13 protein-coding genes are annotated in these 17100 nt (G+C 72.5%); 7 read left to right on the top strand and 6 right to left on the bottom strand.

What is annotated here, in order from left to right; genetic code table 11:
* Nucleotides 1-806: 806 nt before the first annotated feature.
* Nucleotides 807-2981, top strand: coding sequence for a RelA/SpoT family protein (locus IW256_RS21785; protein ID WP_197012738.1), 2175 nt, complete (start codon nt 807-809; stop codon nt 2979-2981).
* Between the two features lie 264 nt (nt 2982-3245).
* Here IW256_RS21785 and aspS read toward each other — a convergent pair whose 3' ends face one another.
* Genes aspS through IW256_RS21770 form a run of 3 tightly spaced genes read right to left on the bottom strand, consistent with a single transcriptional unit; the run spans nt 3246 to nt 7067 of the window.
* Nucleotides 3246-5000: an aspartate--tRNA ligase gene (gene aspS / locus IW256_RS21780; RefSeq protein WP_197012737.1), complete on the bottom strand. Its 1755-nt coding sequence runs from the start codon at nt 4998-5000 to the stop codon at nt 3246-3248.
* Nucleotides 4997-6265 carry a histidine--tRNA ligase gene (gene hisS / locus IW256_RS21775; protein WP_197012736.1) on the bottom strand — a complete coding sequence of 423 codons (1269 nt, stop codon included), beginning with the start codon at nt 6263-6265 and terminating at the stop codon, nt 4997-4999. Before hisS ends, aspS begins: the two co-directional genes overlap by 4 nt.
* A gap of 10 nt (nt 6266-6275) precedes the next feature.
* Nucleotides 6276-7067, bottom strand: a complete 792-nt coding sequence (locus IW256_RS21770) for an MBL fold metallo-hydrolase (RefSeq protein WP_197012735.1) — start codon at nt 7065-7067, stop codon at nt 6276-6278.
* A gap of 246 nt (nt 7068-7313) precedes the next feature.
* Here IW256_RS21770 and IW256_RS21765 point away from each other — a divergent pair, with 246 nt between their 5' ends.
* Both IW256_RS21765 and IW256_RS21760 read left to right on the top strand, forming a co-directional pair.
* The gene (locus IW256_RS21765) at nt 7314-8108 is read left to right on the top strand and encodes a peptidylprolyl isomerase (RefSeq protein ID WP_197012734.1); all 795 of its coding nucleotides are present in this window, start codon (nt 7314-7316) and stop codon (nt 8106-8108) included.
* A 73-nt stretch (nt 8109-8181) separates the two neighbouring features.
* Nucleotides 8182-9417, top strand: coding sequence for a DUF349 domain-containing protein (locus tag IW256_RS21760; RefSeq protein ID WP_197012733.1), 1236 nt, complete (start codon nt 8182-8184; stop codon nt 9415-9417).
* A gap of 187 nt (nt 9418-9604) precedes the next feature.
* Here IW256_RS21760 and IW256_RS21755 read toward each other — a convergent pair whose 3' ends face one another.
* The 3 genes from IW256_RS21755 to IW256_RS21745 all read right to left on the bottom strand — a co-directional run bounded on the left by IW256_RS21755 (nt 9605) and on the right by IW256_RS21745 (nt 11477).
* Nucleotides 9605-10291 (bottom strand): DUF305 domain-containing protein, encoded by a 687-nt coding sequence (locus IW256_RS21755; protein ID WP_307828992.1) that lies wholly within the window; start codon nt 10289-10291, stop codon nt 9605-9607.
* On the bottom strand, nt 10288-10887 hold the full coding sequence (locus IW256_RS21750) for a DUF3105 domain-containing protein (protein ID WP_197012732.1): 600 nt from the start codon (nt 10885-10887) through the stop codon (nt 10288-10290). The genes IW256_RS21755 and IW256_RS21750 overlap by 4 nt, the downstream gene beginning before the upstream one ends.
* Nucleotides 10888-10955: 68 nt before the next feature.
* Complete coding sequence (locus IW256_RS21745) at nt 10956-11477, bottom strand: hypothetical protein (RefSeq protein ID WP_197012731.1); 522 nt, start codon at nt 11475-11477, stop codon at nt 10956-10958.
* A gap of 373 nt (nt 11478-11850) precedes the next feature.
* On the opposite strand from IW256_RS21745, the gene IW256_RS21740 reads away from it, so the two are divergent.
* The 4 genes from IW256_RS21740 (at nt 11851) to alaS (ending at nt 17032) form a co-directional block, all read left to right on the top strand.
* On the top strand, nt 11851-13200 hold the full coding sequence (locus IW256_RS21740; RefSeq protein ID WP_197016464.1) for a replication-associated recombination protein A: 1350 nt from the start codon (nt 11851-11853) through the stop codon (nt 13198-13200).
* A 397-nt stretch (nt 13201-13597) separates the two neighbouring features.
* The gene (locus tag IW256_RS21735) at nt 13598-14020 is read left to right on the top strand and encodes a DUF948 domain-containing protein (RefSeq protein ID WP_197012730.1); all 423 of its coding nucleotides are present in this window, start codon (nt 13598-13600) and stop codon (nt 14018-14020) included.
* Nucleotides 14021-14042: 22 nt separating this feature from the next.
* The gene (locus IW256_RS21730; protein ID WP_197012729.1) at nt 14043-14360 is read left to right on the top strand and encodes a hypothetical protein; all 318 of its coding nucleotides are present in this window, start codon (nt 14043-14045) and stop codon (nt 14358-14360) included.
* 2 nt (nt 14361-14362) lie between these two features.
* A complete protein-coding gene (alaS, locus tag IW256_RS21725; protein ID WP_197012728.1) occupies nt 14363-17032 on the top strand; it encodes an alanine--tRNA ligase in 2670 nt (889 codons plus the stop codon).
* Nucleotides 17033-17100: the final 68 nt, after the last annotated feature.

The raw sequence follows: 17100 nt of genomic DNA, 5'->3' as shown, positions 1-17100 counted from the left end.
CGGACGCATCCCGCGGGACGAGCACGGCACGGCGTCCCAAGGTCCAAGGAGGCTGGGTGCCCGGTGAGGTGGTATCGACCGACGCGGTGACCGGCACCGCGGCAGGCCGGGCAACGGAGCCCGAGGCCGGGCGGGACGCGAGCGCGCCCCGAGGCAGGGCTCCCGAGACGGCCGCCGCGCCGCCTGCGCGCACGTCCGAACCCGCCTCCGGGTCCACTTCCCGGCCCGCCTCCCGGCCCGCGCCGGAGCCCGCCGCCCGCACGTCCGGACGGGGGGCCGCGCCCGAGCGGGACCAGGGCCCGGCCACGCGCCCCGCCCCGGCCGCCGAGACCGGCCCCAGCGCGACCGCCCCCACTAACGGTCCGACCGAAACCTCGTCCACCGGCTCCGCCTCCGCCCATGCGCCACCTTCCGAGACACCGCCCGCCGGATCCGAGGCGGCATCCGCCCGGGCCGGGACCGCATCCGCCCCAGCCGCCTCCGGCGAAGCCCCGCCAACAGCGCCCGCCGGATCGTCCCCGAAGCCGGCGCCGCCCGGCGAGCGGGCCCCGGCCGCCCCTGCACGCGAACCCGGCAAGACCGGGGAGAAGCCCGGTCAGCGGGCCGCTCCGCCCGGCTCCGGCCGCCCGGCCTCCCGATCCGGCTCCAGCTCCAGCTCCGGCTCGGGCCAGCGGACGCCGCGGGCTCAGGGGGGCTCCGGCGGCTCCTCCGCAGGCACGTCCAGGTCCAGCTCGCCCACGATCCCACCGTCCGCCGCGCGGGTGCGCCGCAGGCTCGCCAGGCTGGGCGCCCAGCGGGGCCCCGCTATGAACCCGGTTCTCGAACCGCTCATCAAGACGGTCCGCAACACCCACCCCAAGGCGGACCTGCGACAGATCGAGCGCGCGTACGACGTCGCCGCCCACTACCACCGCGACCAGAAGCGCAAGAGCGGCGACCCCTACATCACCCATCCGCTCGCCGTCACCGCCATCCTGGCCGAGCTGGGCATGAACACCGAGACCCTGTGCGCCGCGCTGCTGCACGACACGGTCGAGGACACCCCCTACACCCTCGACGAGCTGCGCACCGACTTCGGCGACGAGATCGCCGCGCTGGTCGACGGGGTGACCAAGCTCGACAAGGTCAAGTACGGCGAGGCGGCCGAGGCCGAGACCGTGCGCAAGATGGTCGTGGCGATGTCCCGCGACATCCGGGTGCTGGTGATCAAGCTCGCCGACCGGCTGCACAACATGCGCACGCTGCGCTACATGCCGCGGCACAAGCAGGAGAAGAAGGCCCGGGAGACGCTGGAGGTCTTCGCCCCGCTGGCGCACCGGCTCGGCATGAACACGCTGAAATGGGAGCTGGAGGACCTGTCGTTCGCCACGCTCTACCCCAAGCGGTTCGACGAGATCGCGCGGCTGGTGGCCGAGCGCGCCCCCCGCCGGGACGACTTCCTGCAGGACGTCATCGAGAACGTCTCGACCGACCTGCGCGAGGCCAAGATCAAGGCCAGTGTGACCGGGCGGCCCAAGCACTACTACTCGATCTACCAGAAGATGATCGCCCGGGACGTCAGCTTCGACGACATCTACGACCTGGTCGGCATCCGCGTCCTGGTGGACAGCGTCCGCGACTGCTACGCGGCGCTCGGCTCGATCCACGCGCGGTGGAATCCGGTCCCCGGCCGGTTCAAGGACTACATCGCGATGCCGAAGTTCAACATGTACCAGTCGCTGCACACGACGGTGATCGGTCCCGAGGGCAAGCCGGTCGAGCTGCAGATCCGCACCTGGGGCATGCACCGGCGGGCCGAGTACGGTGTCGCGGCGCACTGGAAGTACAAGGAGGAGACGGTCGGCGGCCGGAAGGCCGGCGACATGCAGTGGCTGCGGCAGCTGCTGGACTGGCAGAAGGAGACCGCCGACCCGGCCGAGTTCCTGGAGTCGCTGCGCTTCGACCTGTCGGTCTCGGAGGTCTTCGTCTTCACCCCCAAGGGCGACGTGATGGCGTTGCCCCAGGGGGCCACCCCGGTCGACTTCGCCTACGCCATCCACACCGAGGTCGGGCACCGATGTATCGGCGCCCGGGTCAACGGCCGGCTGGTACCGCTGGAGTCCACCCTGGACAACGGCGACACGATCGAGGTCTTCACCTCCAAGTCGCAGGACGCCGGACCCAGCCGCGACTGGCTCAACTTCGTCAAGAGCGCCCGCGCCCGCAACAAGATCAAGCACTGGTTCTCCAAGGAGCGGCGCGACACCGCGATCGAGTCCGGCAAGGACTCCATCGCCCGCGCGATGCGCAAGCAGAACATGCCGCTGCAGCGGATGATGTCGGGCGAGGCGCTGCTGGCCCTGGCCCGCGACATGCGCTACACGGACGTCTCCTCGCTGTACGCCGCCGTCGGTGAGGGGCACGTCTCCGCCCAGCACGTCGTGCAGCGCCTGGTGGAGGCCCTCGGCGGGGTGGAGAGCGCCGACGAGGACCTGGCCGAGATCGCGCTGCCCACCAAGCGCAAGCGGACCCGTGCCACAGGAGACCCCGGCGTGGTCGTGGCGGGCGACCCCGACGTGTGGGTCAGGCTGTCGCGCTGCTGCACGCCGGTCCCCGGAGACGACATCGTCGGCTTCGTGACCCGCGGCCACGGGGTGTCGGTGCACCGCGCCGACTGCGCCAACGTGGCCAGCCTGAAGACCCAGCCCGACCGGCTGATCGACGTCAAATGGTCGCCGAGCGAGGACTCGGTCTTCCTCGTCGCCATCCAGGTCGAGGCGCTCGACCGCCCGCGGCTGCTGTCGGACGTGACCCGGGTGCTGTCGGACCAGCACGTCAACATCCTGTCCGCCTCGGTCACCACCACCCGCGACCGGGTCGCGGTGAGCCGCTTCACGTTCGAGATGGGCGACCCCAAGCACCTGGGGCACGTCCTCAAGGCCGTCCGTTCCATCGACGGGGTCTACGACGTGTACCGCGTCACCAGCGGCGCTCAGCGTTGATTGCCGGCGCGAGCGGCGCTCGTCGCTGGCGCTCCTCGCTTGTCGCGCCGGCGGCGATCGCTGCATCGCTCCGACTCGCCTGGCGGCTCGCTGCGCGATCAGGTTCTCGCTTCGCTCGAACCTGGCTTCGCACGCGATCGCAACGCCTGAGGGTGTCGCGGGGTTGCTCGGTGGGCTGAGGTGGTCCATCCACGCGGAAAGGGCCGGCCCGGCCCGGCCCCCTCACGCGTTCCCCTGCCCGGGACGCCGCTCAGGAAGCGACGGTCACTCCCGGTCGTCCTCGGGGATCACGTCGACGCCTGCCTCCGCCCGCTGCTGCGCGGTGATGGGGGTCGGGGCGTCGGTCAGCGGGTCGTGGCCGGAGGCGGCCTTGGGGAAGGCGATCACGTCGCGGATCGAGTCCAGCCCGGCCAGCAGCATGATCATGCGGTCCCAGCCGAAGGCGATGCCGCCGTGCGGGGGCGGGCCGAACTTGAACGCCTCCAGCAGGAAGCCGAACTTGGTCTCGGCCTCCTCCTTCGACAGCCCCAGCACGTCGAAGACCCGCTGCTGCATCTCGGCGCGGTGGATCCGCAGCGAGCCGCCGCCGATCTCGGTGCCGTTGCAGACGATGTCGTAGGCGTCGGCCAGGGCCTCGCCGGGCCGGTCCTGGAAGTCGTCGGCGAACGCGGGCTTGGGCGCGGTGAACGGGTGGTGCACCGACGTCCAGCCGATCTGCTCGCCCTTGTCGTCCTCGGCCGGCTCGAAGATCGGCGCGTCCACCACCCAGCAGAACGCCCAGGCCGACTCGTCGATCAGCCCGCAGCGGCGGCCGATCTCCAGCCGGGCGGCGCCCAGCAGCTCGCGGGTGGCGTGCGGCCTGCCGGCACCGAAGAAGATCGCGTCGCCGGGCTCGGCGCCGGCCTTGGCCGCCAGCCCCGACTTCTCCTCGTCGGAGAGGTTCTTGGCCACCGGTCCGCCGAGCGTGCCGTCCTCCTGGACCAGCACGTAGGCCAGGCCCCGCGCGCCGCGCGCCTTGGCCCAGTCCTGCCAGCCGTCCAGCTCCTTGCGGGTCTGGGACGCCCCGCCCGGCATGACCACCGCGCCGACGTAGGGGGCCTGGAAGACCCGGAACGAGGTGCCGGCGAAGTACTCGGTCATCTCGGTCAGCTCGTTGCCGAACCGCAGGTCGGGCTTGTCCGAGCCGAACCGGGACATGGCCTCGGCGTAGGTCAGGTGGGGGAGCGGGCGGGGGATCTCGTACCCGGCGATCTCCTTCCAGAGCCGCGCCACCAGGTCCTCGGCCACGTTGAGCACGTCGTCCTGCTCGACGAACGACATCTCGATGTCGATCTGCGTGAACTCCGGCTGCCGGTCGGCGCGGGAGTCCTCGTCGCGGTAGCAGCGGGCGATCTGGTAGTAGCGCTCCAGGCCCGACACCATCAGCAGCTGCTTGAACAGCTGAGGTGACTGCGGCAGGGCGTACCAGTGGCCCGGCTTGAGGCGGACCGGCACCAGGAAGTCGCGGGCGCCCTCGGGGGTGGAGCGGGTCAGCGTCGGCGTCTCGACGTTGACGAAGCCGTGCTCGCGCATCACCTCGTGCACCAGGAACGACGCCTGGGAACGGGTGCGCATCGCCTTGGCCACGGCCTCGCGGCGGATGTCGAGGTAGCGGTACTTGAGCCGGATCTCCTCGTGGACGTTCACCTCGCCCTCGATCGGGAACGGCAGCGGGGCCGAGTCCGACAGCACCTCGATGCGCTCGGCGGCGACCTCGATGTCCCCGGTGGGAAGGTCGGGGTTCTCGTTGCCCTCGGGCCGTACCCGGACCTCGCCGGTGATCTTGACGCAGAACTCCGCGCGCAGGTCGTGCGCGGTGTCCTCCTCGCGGAAGACCACCTGCGCGGTGCCGGAGGCGTCGCGCAGGTCGATGAAGGTGACGCCGCCGTGGTCGCGGCGCCTGGCCACCCAGCCGGCCAGCGTGACCTGCTGTCCGGCGTGCTCCCTGCGGAGCGTCCCCGCCTCGTGCGAGCGGATCATCGTGAAAGCCTTTCCTTCAACGTCGTAACGATCTGGGGGAGCGGCACGGCGGCCTGGTCGCCGCCCTGGAGGTCCTTCACCTGCGCGGATCCGGCGGCGATGTCCCGCTCGCCGAGGATCACCGCGTAGCGCGCGCCGGACCGGTCGGCGTCCTTCATCGCGCCCTTGAGCCTCTTGCCGCCGTAGGCCATGTCGGCCGCGATCCCGGCCTGCCGCAGGTCGTTCACCAGGGAGAACACGGCGCGCTCGGCGGCCTCGCCCAGTGCGACGCCGAACACCTCGCAGCGCGGTGGGGCGGCGAACGCCGCGCCCTCCGCCTCCAGCGCCAGGATCGTGCGGTCCAGCCCGAGACCGAAGCCGATGCCGGGCAGCGGGGGGCCGCCGATGTCCTCGGAGAGCCCGTCGTAGCGGCCGCCGCCGCCGATGCCCGACTGGGCGCCCAGCAGCGGGTGGTCGAACTCGTAGGTCGTCCGCGTGTAGTAGTCGAGGCCGCGGACAAGCGTCGGCGTGTCCTCCCAGGCGATGCCCAGGTCGGCCAGGAGCTCGCGGACCTTGTCGTGGTGGGCCTTGCAGTCCCCGCACAGGTGGTCGGCCATCAGCGGGGCGTCGGTGAGCTGGGCCCGTACCTCCGGGCGCTTGTCGTCCAGCACGCGCAACGGGTTGATATCGATGCGCGCCCGGGTGGCCTCGTCGAGGTCGAGCCCGCGCAGGAAGTCCTGGAGCCGAGTCCGGTAGGCGGGCCGGCACTCCTTGCAGCCCAGCGAGTTGAGCAGCAGCCGCACCCGGGTCAGGCCGAGGGAGCGGTACCAGTTCCACGCGATGGCGATCGTCTCGGCGTCGACCTGCGGATCCTCGCTGCCGATCGCCTCCAGGTCGAGCTGGTAGAACTGCCGGTAGCGGCCCTGCTGCGGACGCTCGGCACGGAACGCCGGACCGGTCGTCCAGACCTTGACCGGCAGCCCGCCCCGCTTGTGCAGGCCGTTCTCCAGCACCGACCGCAGCACCCCGGCGGTGAACTCCGGACGGAGCGTCAGGGAGCGGCCGCCGCGGTCCTCGAAGGTGTACATCTCCTTGCTGACCACGTCGGTGGACTCCCCGACGCCGCGCCTGAAGAGGTTGGTGTCCTCGAAGACGGCCAGCTCCAGATAGCCGTAACCGGCCAGCCGAGCCTGCTCGGCGAACGCCTGGCGGATGGCGGAGAACAGATCCGCCCGCGGCGGGACGTATTCACTGACCCCTTTGGGGGCCTGAAAGCTCGAACTCATGGTCTCTCGGTCAGAATCCCTGGTTGGGGCCGTCGGCCGGCGCCAGCCCTGTGTCGTTCAGGGGGGACGACCCCCCTGAACCCCCCGGCACGAGCCCTGTGTCGTTCAGGGGGGACGACCCCCCTGGACCCCCCGGCACAAGCCCTGAGAGGAACGGATTGGAAGCGCGCTCACGCCCGATGGTCGTCTGCCCGCCATGGCCGGGCAGGACGGCGGTCTGGTCGGGCAGCGGCAGGCACACCCGCGCCAGGCTGGCGAGGATCTCCTCGTACGAGCCGCCCGGCAGGTCGGTGCGCCCGATCGAGCCGGCGAACAGCAGGTCGCCGGTGAACATCACGTCCGGGACGTCACCCGCCGGCGGCGTACGGAACGTCACCGACCCGGGCGTGTGGCCCGGGGCGTGGTCGACGGTGAAGCTCAGCCCGGCCAGCTCCAGCGCGGCGCCGTCGGACAGCTCCTTCACGTCGTCCGGCTCGCTCAGCGTGAGCCCCCCGAACAGCTGCTGCCCCGCGTTCAGCGACAGGCCCTTGGCCGGATCGGTGAGCAGGTCGCGGTCGTCGGGGTGGATGTAGGCGGGGACGTCCTTGGCACCGCAGACCGGGGCGACCGACCAGACGTGGTCGAGATGGCCGTGCGTGAGCAGCACCGCGACCGGCTTGAGCCGGTGCTCGCGCAGGATCTCCTCGATCCCGGCCTCGGCGTCCTGGCCGGGATCGATGATGACGCACTCCTCACCCGCGGCGGGCGCCACGATGTAACAGTTCGCGGCGAAAGATCCGGCGGGGAACCCGGCGACGAGCACGGTCGTCCTTCCTTCAGGCCATGTACGGCGAAGTATGTCCCTGGAGCTGTATCTCTTACGGTGCCTTTCGAGGGTACCGGCGCGGCCCTGGCCACCGCGAACGAGATGTGCCGATCGCCGTGTCGCGCGGGGCCGGGGGCGGGAGCGCGGCGGCCGCCGGTCAGGCGGTCCGCGGCGGACCCGCCACTCTCCAGGGACCGCTACTATGCGCTGCACGTTCACCTGATCACACCGGAGGCAAGGCACGTGGCGGGGAAGGACCGCAAGAAAGAGCTCGCACGGCAGCGTTACGAGCGGCAGCAGGAGCGCCGCCGGGCGCAGGAGGCCCGCGCGCGCCGAGTCAGGATCATCGGGGCGGTGGCCGCGGTGGCGGTGATCGCGGGAGGCGGCGCGGGGATCTTCGCGCTGACCGGGAAGGACGACAGCTCCGACGCCGCCGAGCCGCAGGCCCAGGCGAAGGCGACGCCGAAGCCCGGAGAGTGCGCCTACACGGCGGCAGGGGAGGCCGGCGCTCCCAAGGACCTGGGCACGCCACCGGTCAAGCCCATCGCCGACGGCCCGCTGAAGGCGACGATGAAGACGAGCCAGGGGAAGCTGGGCCTGGAGCTCGACGGCGCCAAGGCCCCCTGCACCACCAACTCGTTCGCGTTCCTGGCGGAGAAGAAGTTCTTCGAGAAGACCTCCTGCCATCGGCTCTCCACCAGCGAGGGCCTGAAGATGCTGCAGTGCGGCGACCCGACCGGCACCGGCAAGGGCGGCCCCGGGTACCAGTTCGCCAACGAGAACACCGAGGGCGCCACCTACTCCAAGGGGACGCTCGCCATGGCCAATTCCGGCCCGGACACCAACGGGAGCCAGTTCTTCCTCGTGTACGGGGACTCCCAGCTGCCGCCGAACTACTCGGTCTTCGGCAAGATCACGTCGGGTCTGGACGTGCTGGACAAGGTCGCCAAGGGCGGGGTCGACAAGCCCGGCGACGACGGCACCGGGGAGCCCAAGAAGAAGGTCACGATCGACAGCGTCACGATCGCCGGGAAATAGCCCAACAGGATACTAAGGTGTGGAGGGTCCGGTGGTTGTGAACACGACCGGACCCGTGATTCAGGAGGCAAGGGTGTCCAGCGCGACCGATCCCTGGGGCCGGGTGGACGAGAACGGCACCGTCTACGTGAAGACGTCGGACGGCGAGCGTGTCGTGGGGTCCTGGCAGGCCGGGGCGCCGGAGGAGGCCCTGGCCTACTTCAAGCGCAAGTACGACGCGCTGGTCACCGAGATCGGCCTGCTCGAGCAGCGCCTGCGCACCACCGACCTGCAGCCCGGCCAGGCCCAGCAGAGCATCGCCCGGCTGCGCGAGGCGGTCACGGAGGCGCACGCCGTCGGCGACCTCGACAGCCTGGTCCGGCGGCTGGACAACCTCACCGAGCAGGTGGGCCGCCGCCGCGAGGAGGTCAAGGCCCAGCGCGAGCACGCCCGGCACGAGGCCCGCGAGATCAAGGAACGGATCGTCGCCGAGGCCGAGCGGATCGCCGCCGAGGAGACGCACTGGAAGAACGGCGGCGAGCGGCTGCGCCGGCTGGTCGAGGAGTGGAAGGCCGCCGACCGCATCGACCGTCCGACCGAGACCGCCCTGTGGAAGCGGCTGTCGGCCGCCCGCAACGCCTTCACCAAGCGGCGCAAGGCCTACTTCGCGACCCTGGACGACCAGCGCGACGAGGCCCGCCGGGAGAAGGAGCGCCTGGTCGCCGAGGCCGAGGCGATGAGCGGTTCGACGGACTGGGGCGAGACCGCCGCCGCCTACCGCGACCTGATGCGCCGCTGGAAGCAGGCCGGACGTGCCTCCCGTGACGCCGAAGAGGACCTGTGGAGCCGCTTCAAGGGCGCCCAGGACGTCTTCTTCGCCGCACGTTCCGCCGCGTTCGCCGAGCGCGACGCCGAGCTGCGGGTGCACGCCGAGGAGAAGGAGAAGATCCTCGCCGAGGCCGAGCGGCTGCTGCCCGTCCGCGACGTGCGGCAGGCGCGGCAGCAGCTGCGCGCCGTCCAGGAGCGCTGGGAGGCCGCCGGTCCCGTGCCGCGCGACCAGCGCGACCGGCTGGAGGGACGGCTCCGCAAGATCGAGGAGACCGTGCGCGCCGCCGAGGAGAAGGAGTGGCGGCGCACCAACCCCGAGGCGCGCGCCCGCGCCGAGGCGGCGGTGACCCAGCTGCGCGGCTCCATCGAACGGCTGGAGAAGGACCTGGAGAAGGCGCGCGCCGCCGGACGCGACAAGGCCGTCAAGGAGGCCGAGGAGGCGCTGACGGCCCGCCGCGCCTGGCTGGAGGAGGCCGAGCGCACGCTGGCCGAGTTCTCCTAGCAGACCCTCCGCGCCCGGAAGCCTGGACAGACCCGCGTTCTCCGGGCCTGTCCGGGCTTCTCCGCGTCCGGCCGGGCCTCTTCGTGTCCGGTGAGGCCTCTCGCGTGCCAGGGCCTCTGGCGCCGCCTCAGGCGCAGGCGGGCGCTCAGGTGCAGGCAGGGGGCTCGGCGCGGGCGGGGGCGAGGGGTCAGACGGCGCTCGCGCCGCGCTCCCGGAGCATCCCGTTCATGAGGTCGATCTCCGAGCGCTGCCCGTTGACCATGGTCGTGGCCAGCCGCCTCACCCGCTCGTGATCGGTGCGGTCCAGCACGGCGCGGGCCATGTCCACCCCGGCCCGGTGGTGAGTGATCATGAGCTGGAGGTAGAGCACCTCGGCCGCACGCCCGGACGCCTTCTCCAGCCGCGCGAGCTGCTCCCGGGTGGCCATGCCGGGCATCGCCGCCGTCCCGCCCGCCGTCCCGCCCGCCGTCCCGCCGCTGCCGGACGGGGTGCCGGCCCGGGAACCGGAGCCGTGCCCGCCGTGCCCGTTCATCCAGCGCATGGGTCCCGCGGGGTCGGCCTTGGGCAGCCCCCATTCGTCCAGCCACGCGGTCATCATCCCGATCTGGGCCGACTGCGTGTTGATGACGTCGTAGGCCAGGAGCCGGACCCGTTCGTCGCCGGTCCGGTCCCGGACGATGAACGACATCCGCACCGCCTGGGCGTGGTGGGTGCTCATGTCCCGGGCGAACCCGGCCTCCGGCCCGCCGGTCCCGGGCCGTCCGGACCCCGTCGCGGCCAGGACCACCAGGACGCCCGCGACGACCAGGACCAGCACCGCGAGGACGACGGTGATCCGCCGTCCCCGCGGTGCCGCCGGCGACACGTCGGTCACGGGGTGTCCTTGGCTCCGCTGCAGGCGGCGCCGGGCTCGGGGGTCTGCGGCCCCTTGACGAAGGAGCGCAGGAAGGAGTCCACGCGGGCGTCGTCGGCCTTCTGGATCTTGAGCTGCTTGCCCCACGCGGTGAGGATGATCGGGGAGTCCTGGCCGGTGTAGGGGCTCAACATCGTGTACTCGACGCTCTCGACCTTGTCCTTGAGCCGCTTGACCTGGTCGGCGGGCAGGTCGGGCCGGTAGGTGATCCAGACCGCGCCGTGCTCCAGCGAGTGCACGGCGTTCTCGTCGCGCAGCTGGCGGTCGTAGACGCGGCCGTCGCAGTTCTGCCACATCGGGTCGTGGTCGCCGCCCATGGGGGGCTTGGTCTCGTACTGGACCGCGCCGGAGGTGTGCTCCTGGCTGAGGCCGTCCTTCTCGATCAGCCCCGCGATCGCGGAGTCGGAGGAGGACGGGCGGCTCTGCATGAAGGCGAAGCCGATCGCGACGACGGCGACGAGGCCGATCACCGTGAAGAAGGCGATGGCCCCCCAGGGGATCTCGCGCTTGGTGAGGACGTTGTTGCGCTGGGCGCGGTTTCTGGCGCTCTTGGACATCGTGCTCTTCCCTTTCGGGCGGTGGTGCTCATGGACAGGGGCGGTCGTGGCGGCCTTTGGCCGGCCTGTCACAGCCGGAGCACCTGCAGAGCGGTGAGGGAGAGCGGGGAGGGCCGGGCGAACGCCGGAGGCGCCAGGGTCCAGCCGGAACGGGGCGGGCGGCGAGCGCCCGCGGGGCGTGGCTTGGCGGCCAGGCCCAGCGCCATCAGGCCGATGAGCACGGCCAGGCACAGGCAGGTCTCGACCGGGTGGAAGGGGGGCGGGTCGAACGGCGTGCTGAACGCGGACGGGCCGGAGGGGGCCGCGGCGCCCTGGTACAGGGCGCCAGGCGGGCTGCCGGCCGTGAGCGCCGCCGTGGCGCCGGGCCGGGCGGAACCGGCCCGGAGGAAGGCGTGGGAGGAGACGGTCTCGTGAGCGGCCATCGCGTCGGCGACGTCGGCGGGGACACTGACGGAGTGGGTGGTGCAGACGCGCAGCGCCGGCGCGTGCCCGAGCCCGTAGCTGAAGATGAGACCGGCCACGAGGAACAGCGCCATGAGCAGCCCTGCGGGCCCATGGCGCAGGCGCGGGGTCGTCCGGCCCACCGTCACGCTCCGATTTCACCTCCGGGCGTTGTCAACGCCGCGGGCGGGCCATGGAGTTCCCACCAAAGGAATACCTTTCCGGGAGATCTCGGGAGATCTCGGAGAGGACGGCCCATTGCGGGCGATCCTAGCGGCGTCGTGGCGCCGCGGGACCGCCGGGGAGAGACCGCCGCGGCACCGCCGAGGAGGCGAGGACGTCCGCGCGCCGAGATAGTGTCGGAGCGTGACCAGCAGGGTGGAACCGGGCCAACCGGAGGGCCTCTTCGACGATCCGGCGCTGGAGCCGGCGACCGCCGCCGCGCCCGTTCCCGGCGCCTCGACGGCGGGCGGTGGGCACGGCCGGCCGGGCGGCGGGGCCGGGCAGCCCCTGGCGGTGCGGATGCGTCCCCGCGGGCTGGACGAGGTCGTCGGGCAGCGCCACCTCCTCGGGCCCGGCACGCCCATCCGGCAGCTCGTCGACCGGGACGTGCCCATGTCCCTGGTGCTCTGGGGGCCGCCGGGCACCGGCAAGACCACGCTGGCCACCGTGGTCAGCCACGTCACCGCCCGCCGCTTCGTGGAGATCTCCGCGGTCAGCGACGGGGTCAAGCGGGTCCGCGCCGAGATCGACCTGGCCCGGCGCGAGCTGGGCATGACCGGCCGCCAGACCGTGCTGTTCGTCGACGAGGTGCACCGGTTCAACAAGGCCCAGCAGGACGCGCTGCTGCCCGCGGTCGAGAACCGCTGGGTCTCCTTCATCGGCGCCACCACGGAGAACCCGTTCTTCTCGGTGATCAGCCCGCTGCTGTCCCGCTCGCTGCTGCTCACCCTCGAGCCGCTCGGCGAGGACGATCTGCGCGAGGTCGTCCGGCGGGCGCTGGCCGACGAGCGCGGCCTCGGCGGGACGGCCGAGATGGACGCCGCCGCCGAGGACCACCTCATCCGCCTGGCGGGCGGCGACGCCCGCCGCACCCTGACCTACCTGGAGGCGGCGGCGCTGGCGGCCGGCGCCACGGGCACCGGCGCCGTGGCGGAGACCACCGGGGAGACCGGGGAAGGCGGGCCCCCCGCCCCGGTGAGGATCGACGTGGACGTCCTGGAGAAGGCGGTCGACCGCGCCGCCGTCCGCTACGACCGCGAGGGCGACCAGCACTACGACGTCATCAGCGCGTTCATCAAGAGCATCCGCGGCAGCGACGTCGACGCGGCCCTGCACTACCTGGCCCGGATGATCGAGGCGGGCGAGGACGCCCGGTTCATCGCCCGGCGGCTGATCGTGCACGCCAGCGAGGACGTGGGGATGGCCGACCCGACCGCGTTGCAGACCGCGGTCGCGGCGGCGCAGGCGGTCGAGTTCGTCGGCCTTCCCGAGGCCCGGATCAACCTCGCGCAGGCGGTGATCCACCTGTCCCTGGCGCCCAAGTCCAACGCGGTCATCTCCGCGGTGGACGCCGCCCTGGGGGACGTCAAGAAGGGCGACGCCGGTGCCGTCCCCAAGCATCTGCGCGACTCGCATAACAGGGGCGCCGCCAAGCTCGGGCACGGCAAGGGATACAAGTACGCCCACGATCACCCCGGCGGGGTCGTCCGGCAGCAGTACGCGCCCGACTCCGTCCACGGACGCGAGTACTACCGGCCCACCCGGCACGGGGCGGAGGCCCGGTTCTCGGAGGTGCTGTCGCGCATCCGCTCGGTGCTGCGCGGCGGGGGCGGCCCCAAGGGCGCCGCGAACGGGCCGAAGGGCCGCTGAGGCGGGGTCCGCGCGGCGGCGGATTCGATCTTTGCGGCCGGTGATCCCGACATCGGCGGCGCTCGCCCGGTAACCTGCGCAGAACACCCCGGGTCGCTGGGCGCGCGCCGTTCCGCGGCGCAGGGCCGGGCACGGACCGCGTGACCTCGCGCGGCCTCCGGGCGGCCGTGGCGGGCCTCGTGCCGGCCGTGCGCCGGCCTCGTGCGTGCAGCGTGCGGCCCTCGTGCGTGCAGCGTGCGGGCCCGCGCGATGCGGCACGGCCGGGGCCGGCGCCCACGGTAAGGTCTCTGCAGACCGAGCCCGGGCCGGACACGACCGGGGGTGCGGCCCAGGCCGCGGACGGCGGCCCGGACCGGACACAGCGACCGAGCCGAACACAGCGAAACGGAAAGCCCTGATGCTCACTGGTGGACAGCTGGCAGGTCTCATCGTGGCCGTGTTCTGGGCGGTGCTCGTCGCGTTCCTCGCCTTCACCCTCCTCCGGCTCGCCCGCCTGCTCCGGGAGGCCGGCGAGGTCCTCTCCGAGATCGGCGACCAGGCCGGCCCCCTCATGGAGGACATGACCCGCACGGTCCGGCGGGCCAACGAGCAGCTCGGCCGCACCGACGTCATCACCAAGCAGGTCGCGGGCGTCACGCAGAACGTCTCGGCGGTCACCACCGTCATGACCTCCGTGGTGGGCGGCCCGCTGGTGAAGGCCGCGGCCTTCTCCTACGGGGTGCGCAAGGCCCTCGGCAACCGCGCCGACGAGGCCCGCGCCAGGAACGCCGGCTCCCGGCCGCAGATCCCGGCCCGCCCCGGCGGCAAGGGGCGCCGATGAGCCACGGCCGAAACGAGGCACAATGAGAAGACTGTTCTGGCTCTCGGTGGGCGCCGGCGCCGGCATCTACGCCACCCACCGTGTCAAGCGGCGGGTGGAGCACATCGCGCGCACCCTGTCCCCCGAGAGCATGGCGGCCCGCGCGGTGACCGCCGGACAGGGCGCGGGCGGCCGGCTGAGGGACTTCGCGCACGACGTCCGTACCGAGATGCGGGCCCGTGAGGCCGAGCTGCGCGAGGCGGTCGAGATGGACCAGGCCCCTCCGGAGCCCGACGGCCCCCGCCGCCGGGTGCTGCGCGCGCGTTACACGATCATCGACGACGACAAGGATGGCCACTGATCATGGAGTCGGCAGAGGTTGCACGCCGCTTCCTCGGGTTCTTTCAGGAGCGCGGGCACACCGTGGTGCCCTCGGCCAGCCTGATCGCCGAGGACCCGACCCTGCTGCTGGTCAACGCCGGGATGGTGCCGTTCAAGCCGTACTTCCTCGGCCAGCGGACCCCGCCCTCCGTACGGATGACCAGCGCGCAGAAGTGCGTGCGGACGCCCGACATCGAAGAGGTCGGCAAGACCACCCGGCACGCCACGTTCTTCCAGATGCTGGGCAACTTCTCCATCGGGGACTACTTCAAGGAGGGGGCCATCCCCTTCGCCTGGGAGCTGCTGACCCGGCCCACGGCCGACGGCGGCTTCGGCTTCCCCGAGGAGCGGCTCTGGGTCACCGTCTACCACGACGACGACGAGGCCGCCGGCATCTGGCACAAGAACGTCGGCGTCCCGATGGAGCGCATCCAGCGCCGCGGCCTGGCCGACAACTACTGGCACATGGGCGTCCCCGGCCCCGGCGGGCCCTGCTCGGAGATCTACTACGACCGCGGCGCCGAGTACGGCCGCGAGGGCGGGCCCGTCGTCGACGAGGACCGCTACCTGGAGGTCTGGAACCTCGTCTTCATGCAGTCGCAGCTGAGCGAGGTCCGCAGCAAGATCGACTTCGACGTCGCCGGCGACCTGCCCGCCAAGAACATCGACACCGGCATGGGCCTGGAGCGGATGGCCACGGTCCTGCAGGGCGTCGACAACATCTACGAGACCGACACCCTCTGGAGGGTGCTCGACCGCGCGGCCGAGCTGACCGGCTCCAAGTACGGCCGCGACCACCGCGACGACGTGTCGCTGCGGGTCGTGGCCGACCACGTGCGCAGCGGCACCATGATGGTCGCCGACGGCGTCCGCCCGGGCAACGAGGGCCGCGGCTACGTGCTGCGCCGCATCCTGCGCCGGTCGATCCGCAACCTGCGGCTGCTCGGCGGCGAGGACGCCGGGCTCATGCACGAGCTGACCGCGGTGGCCGTGGCCGCCATGGGGGAGCAGTACCCCGAGCTGGTCCGCACCGCCGCCAACATCCACACGGTGATCGACGCGGAGGAGGCCGGCTTCCTGCAGACCCTGAACACCGGCACCGCGATCTTCGACCAGGCGGTCGCGGAGTCCCGGAAGGCGGGACGTTCCGCGCTGGCCGGTGACCAGGCGTTCAAGCTGCACGACACCTACGGCTTCCCGATCGACCTCACCCTGGAGATGGCCTCCGAGCAGGGTCTCCAGGTCGACGAGGAGGGCTTCCGCCGGCTCATGAAGGAGCAGCGGGAGCGGGCCAAGAAGGACGCGCGCGAGAAGAAGACCGGCAACCTGGACGTCTCCGTCCTGGACGAGCTGCTCGGCCGCACCGGCGGCGCGGTCGACTTCATCGGCTACGGCGAGGTCGTGGGCGAGGCCCGGCTGGCCGGCCTGCTGGTCAACGGCGCCAACGTGCCGGCCGCCGGCGAGGGCACCGAGGTCGAGGTCGTGCTCGACCGCACCCCGTTCTACGCCGAGGGCGGCGGCCAGCTCGCCGACCAGGGCGTGATCCGCCTCGGCGGCGGCGCGGTGATCGAGGTCCGGGACGTCCAGAGCCCGCTGCAGGGCCTGATCGTGCACCGCGGCCGGGTGGTGTCCGGCGAGGCGCGGGTCGGCGACACCGCGCACGCCGAGATCGACGTCGAGCGGCGGCGGGCGATCTCCCGCTCGCACACCGCCACCCACCTCGTGCACGCCGGGTTCCGGCGGGCCCTGGGCGAGTCGGCGGCGCAGGCCGGTTCGGAGAACTCGCCCGGCCGCTTCCGGTTCGACTTCACCGCCTCCGGCGCGGTCCCGGCGGCCGTGCTGCGCGACGTGGAGGACGAGGTCAACGAGGTCCTGGTCAACGACCTGGACGTGCGCGCCTTCCACACCTCCATCGACGAGGCCCGCGCGATGGGCGCCCTGGCCCTGTTCGGCGAGAAGTACGGCGACGAGGTCCGGGTCGTGGAGGTCGGCGAGTACTCCCGAGAGCTGTGCGGCGGCACCCATGTCGCCCGTTCCGGGCAGCTCGGCCTGGTCAAGGTGCTGGGCGAGGCGTCCATCGGCGCGGGCGTGCGCCGGGTCGAGGCGCTGGTGGGCATCGACGCCTTCCGCTTCCTGGCCCGCGAGAGCGTGCTGGTCGCGCAGCTGTCGGAGCAGATGAAGGCCCCCAAGGAGGAGCTGCCCGAGCGCGTCTCCGGCGTGCTGGGCCGGCTGCGCGAGGCCGAGAAGGAGCTGGAGCGGCTGCGTTCCCGCCAGGTCCTGGCCATCGCCGGTTCGCTGGCCGACGGCGCCCGCGACCTCGGCGGCGTGGCGTTCGCCGCGCACCGCGTCCCCGACGGCACCGGCGCCGACGACCTGCGCAAGCTGGCCGTGGACGTGCGCGGCCGGCTGGCCGCCCGGCCCGCCGTGGTGATGATCGTCGGTGTGCCCAAGGACCGCCCGGTCGTGGTGGTCGCGGTCACCGAGGGCGCCCGCGAGCGCGGCCTGAAGGCCGGGGCGCTGGTCGGCGTCGCCGCCAAGGCCCTCGGCGGCGGCGGTGGCGGCAAGGACGACCTCGCCCAGGGCGGCGGCGCCGACGCCGGCGCCGTGGACCAGGCCCTGGCCGCCGTCGAACGAGCCGTAGGGGCCGCGTGAGCCGGTCAGGACGCAACGAGACGAGCGGGCCCGTGGCACCGGGCGGATCCGGTGCCACGGCCCCGGGC

This window comes from Actinomadura viridis, assembly GCF_015751755.1.
GTDB classification, from domain to species: domain Bacteria; phylum Actinomycetota; class Actinomycetes; order Streptosporangiales; family Streptosporangiaceae; genus Spirillospora; species Spirillospora viridis.
Note: the sequence above shows the minus strand (reverse complement) of the source record. Positions and strands in the feature narration are given on the sequence as shown.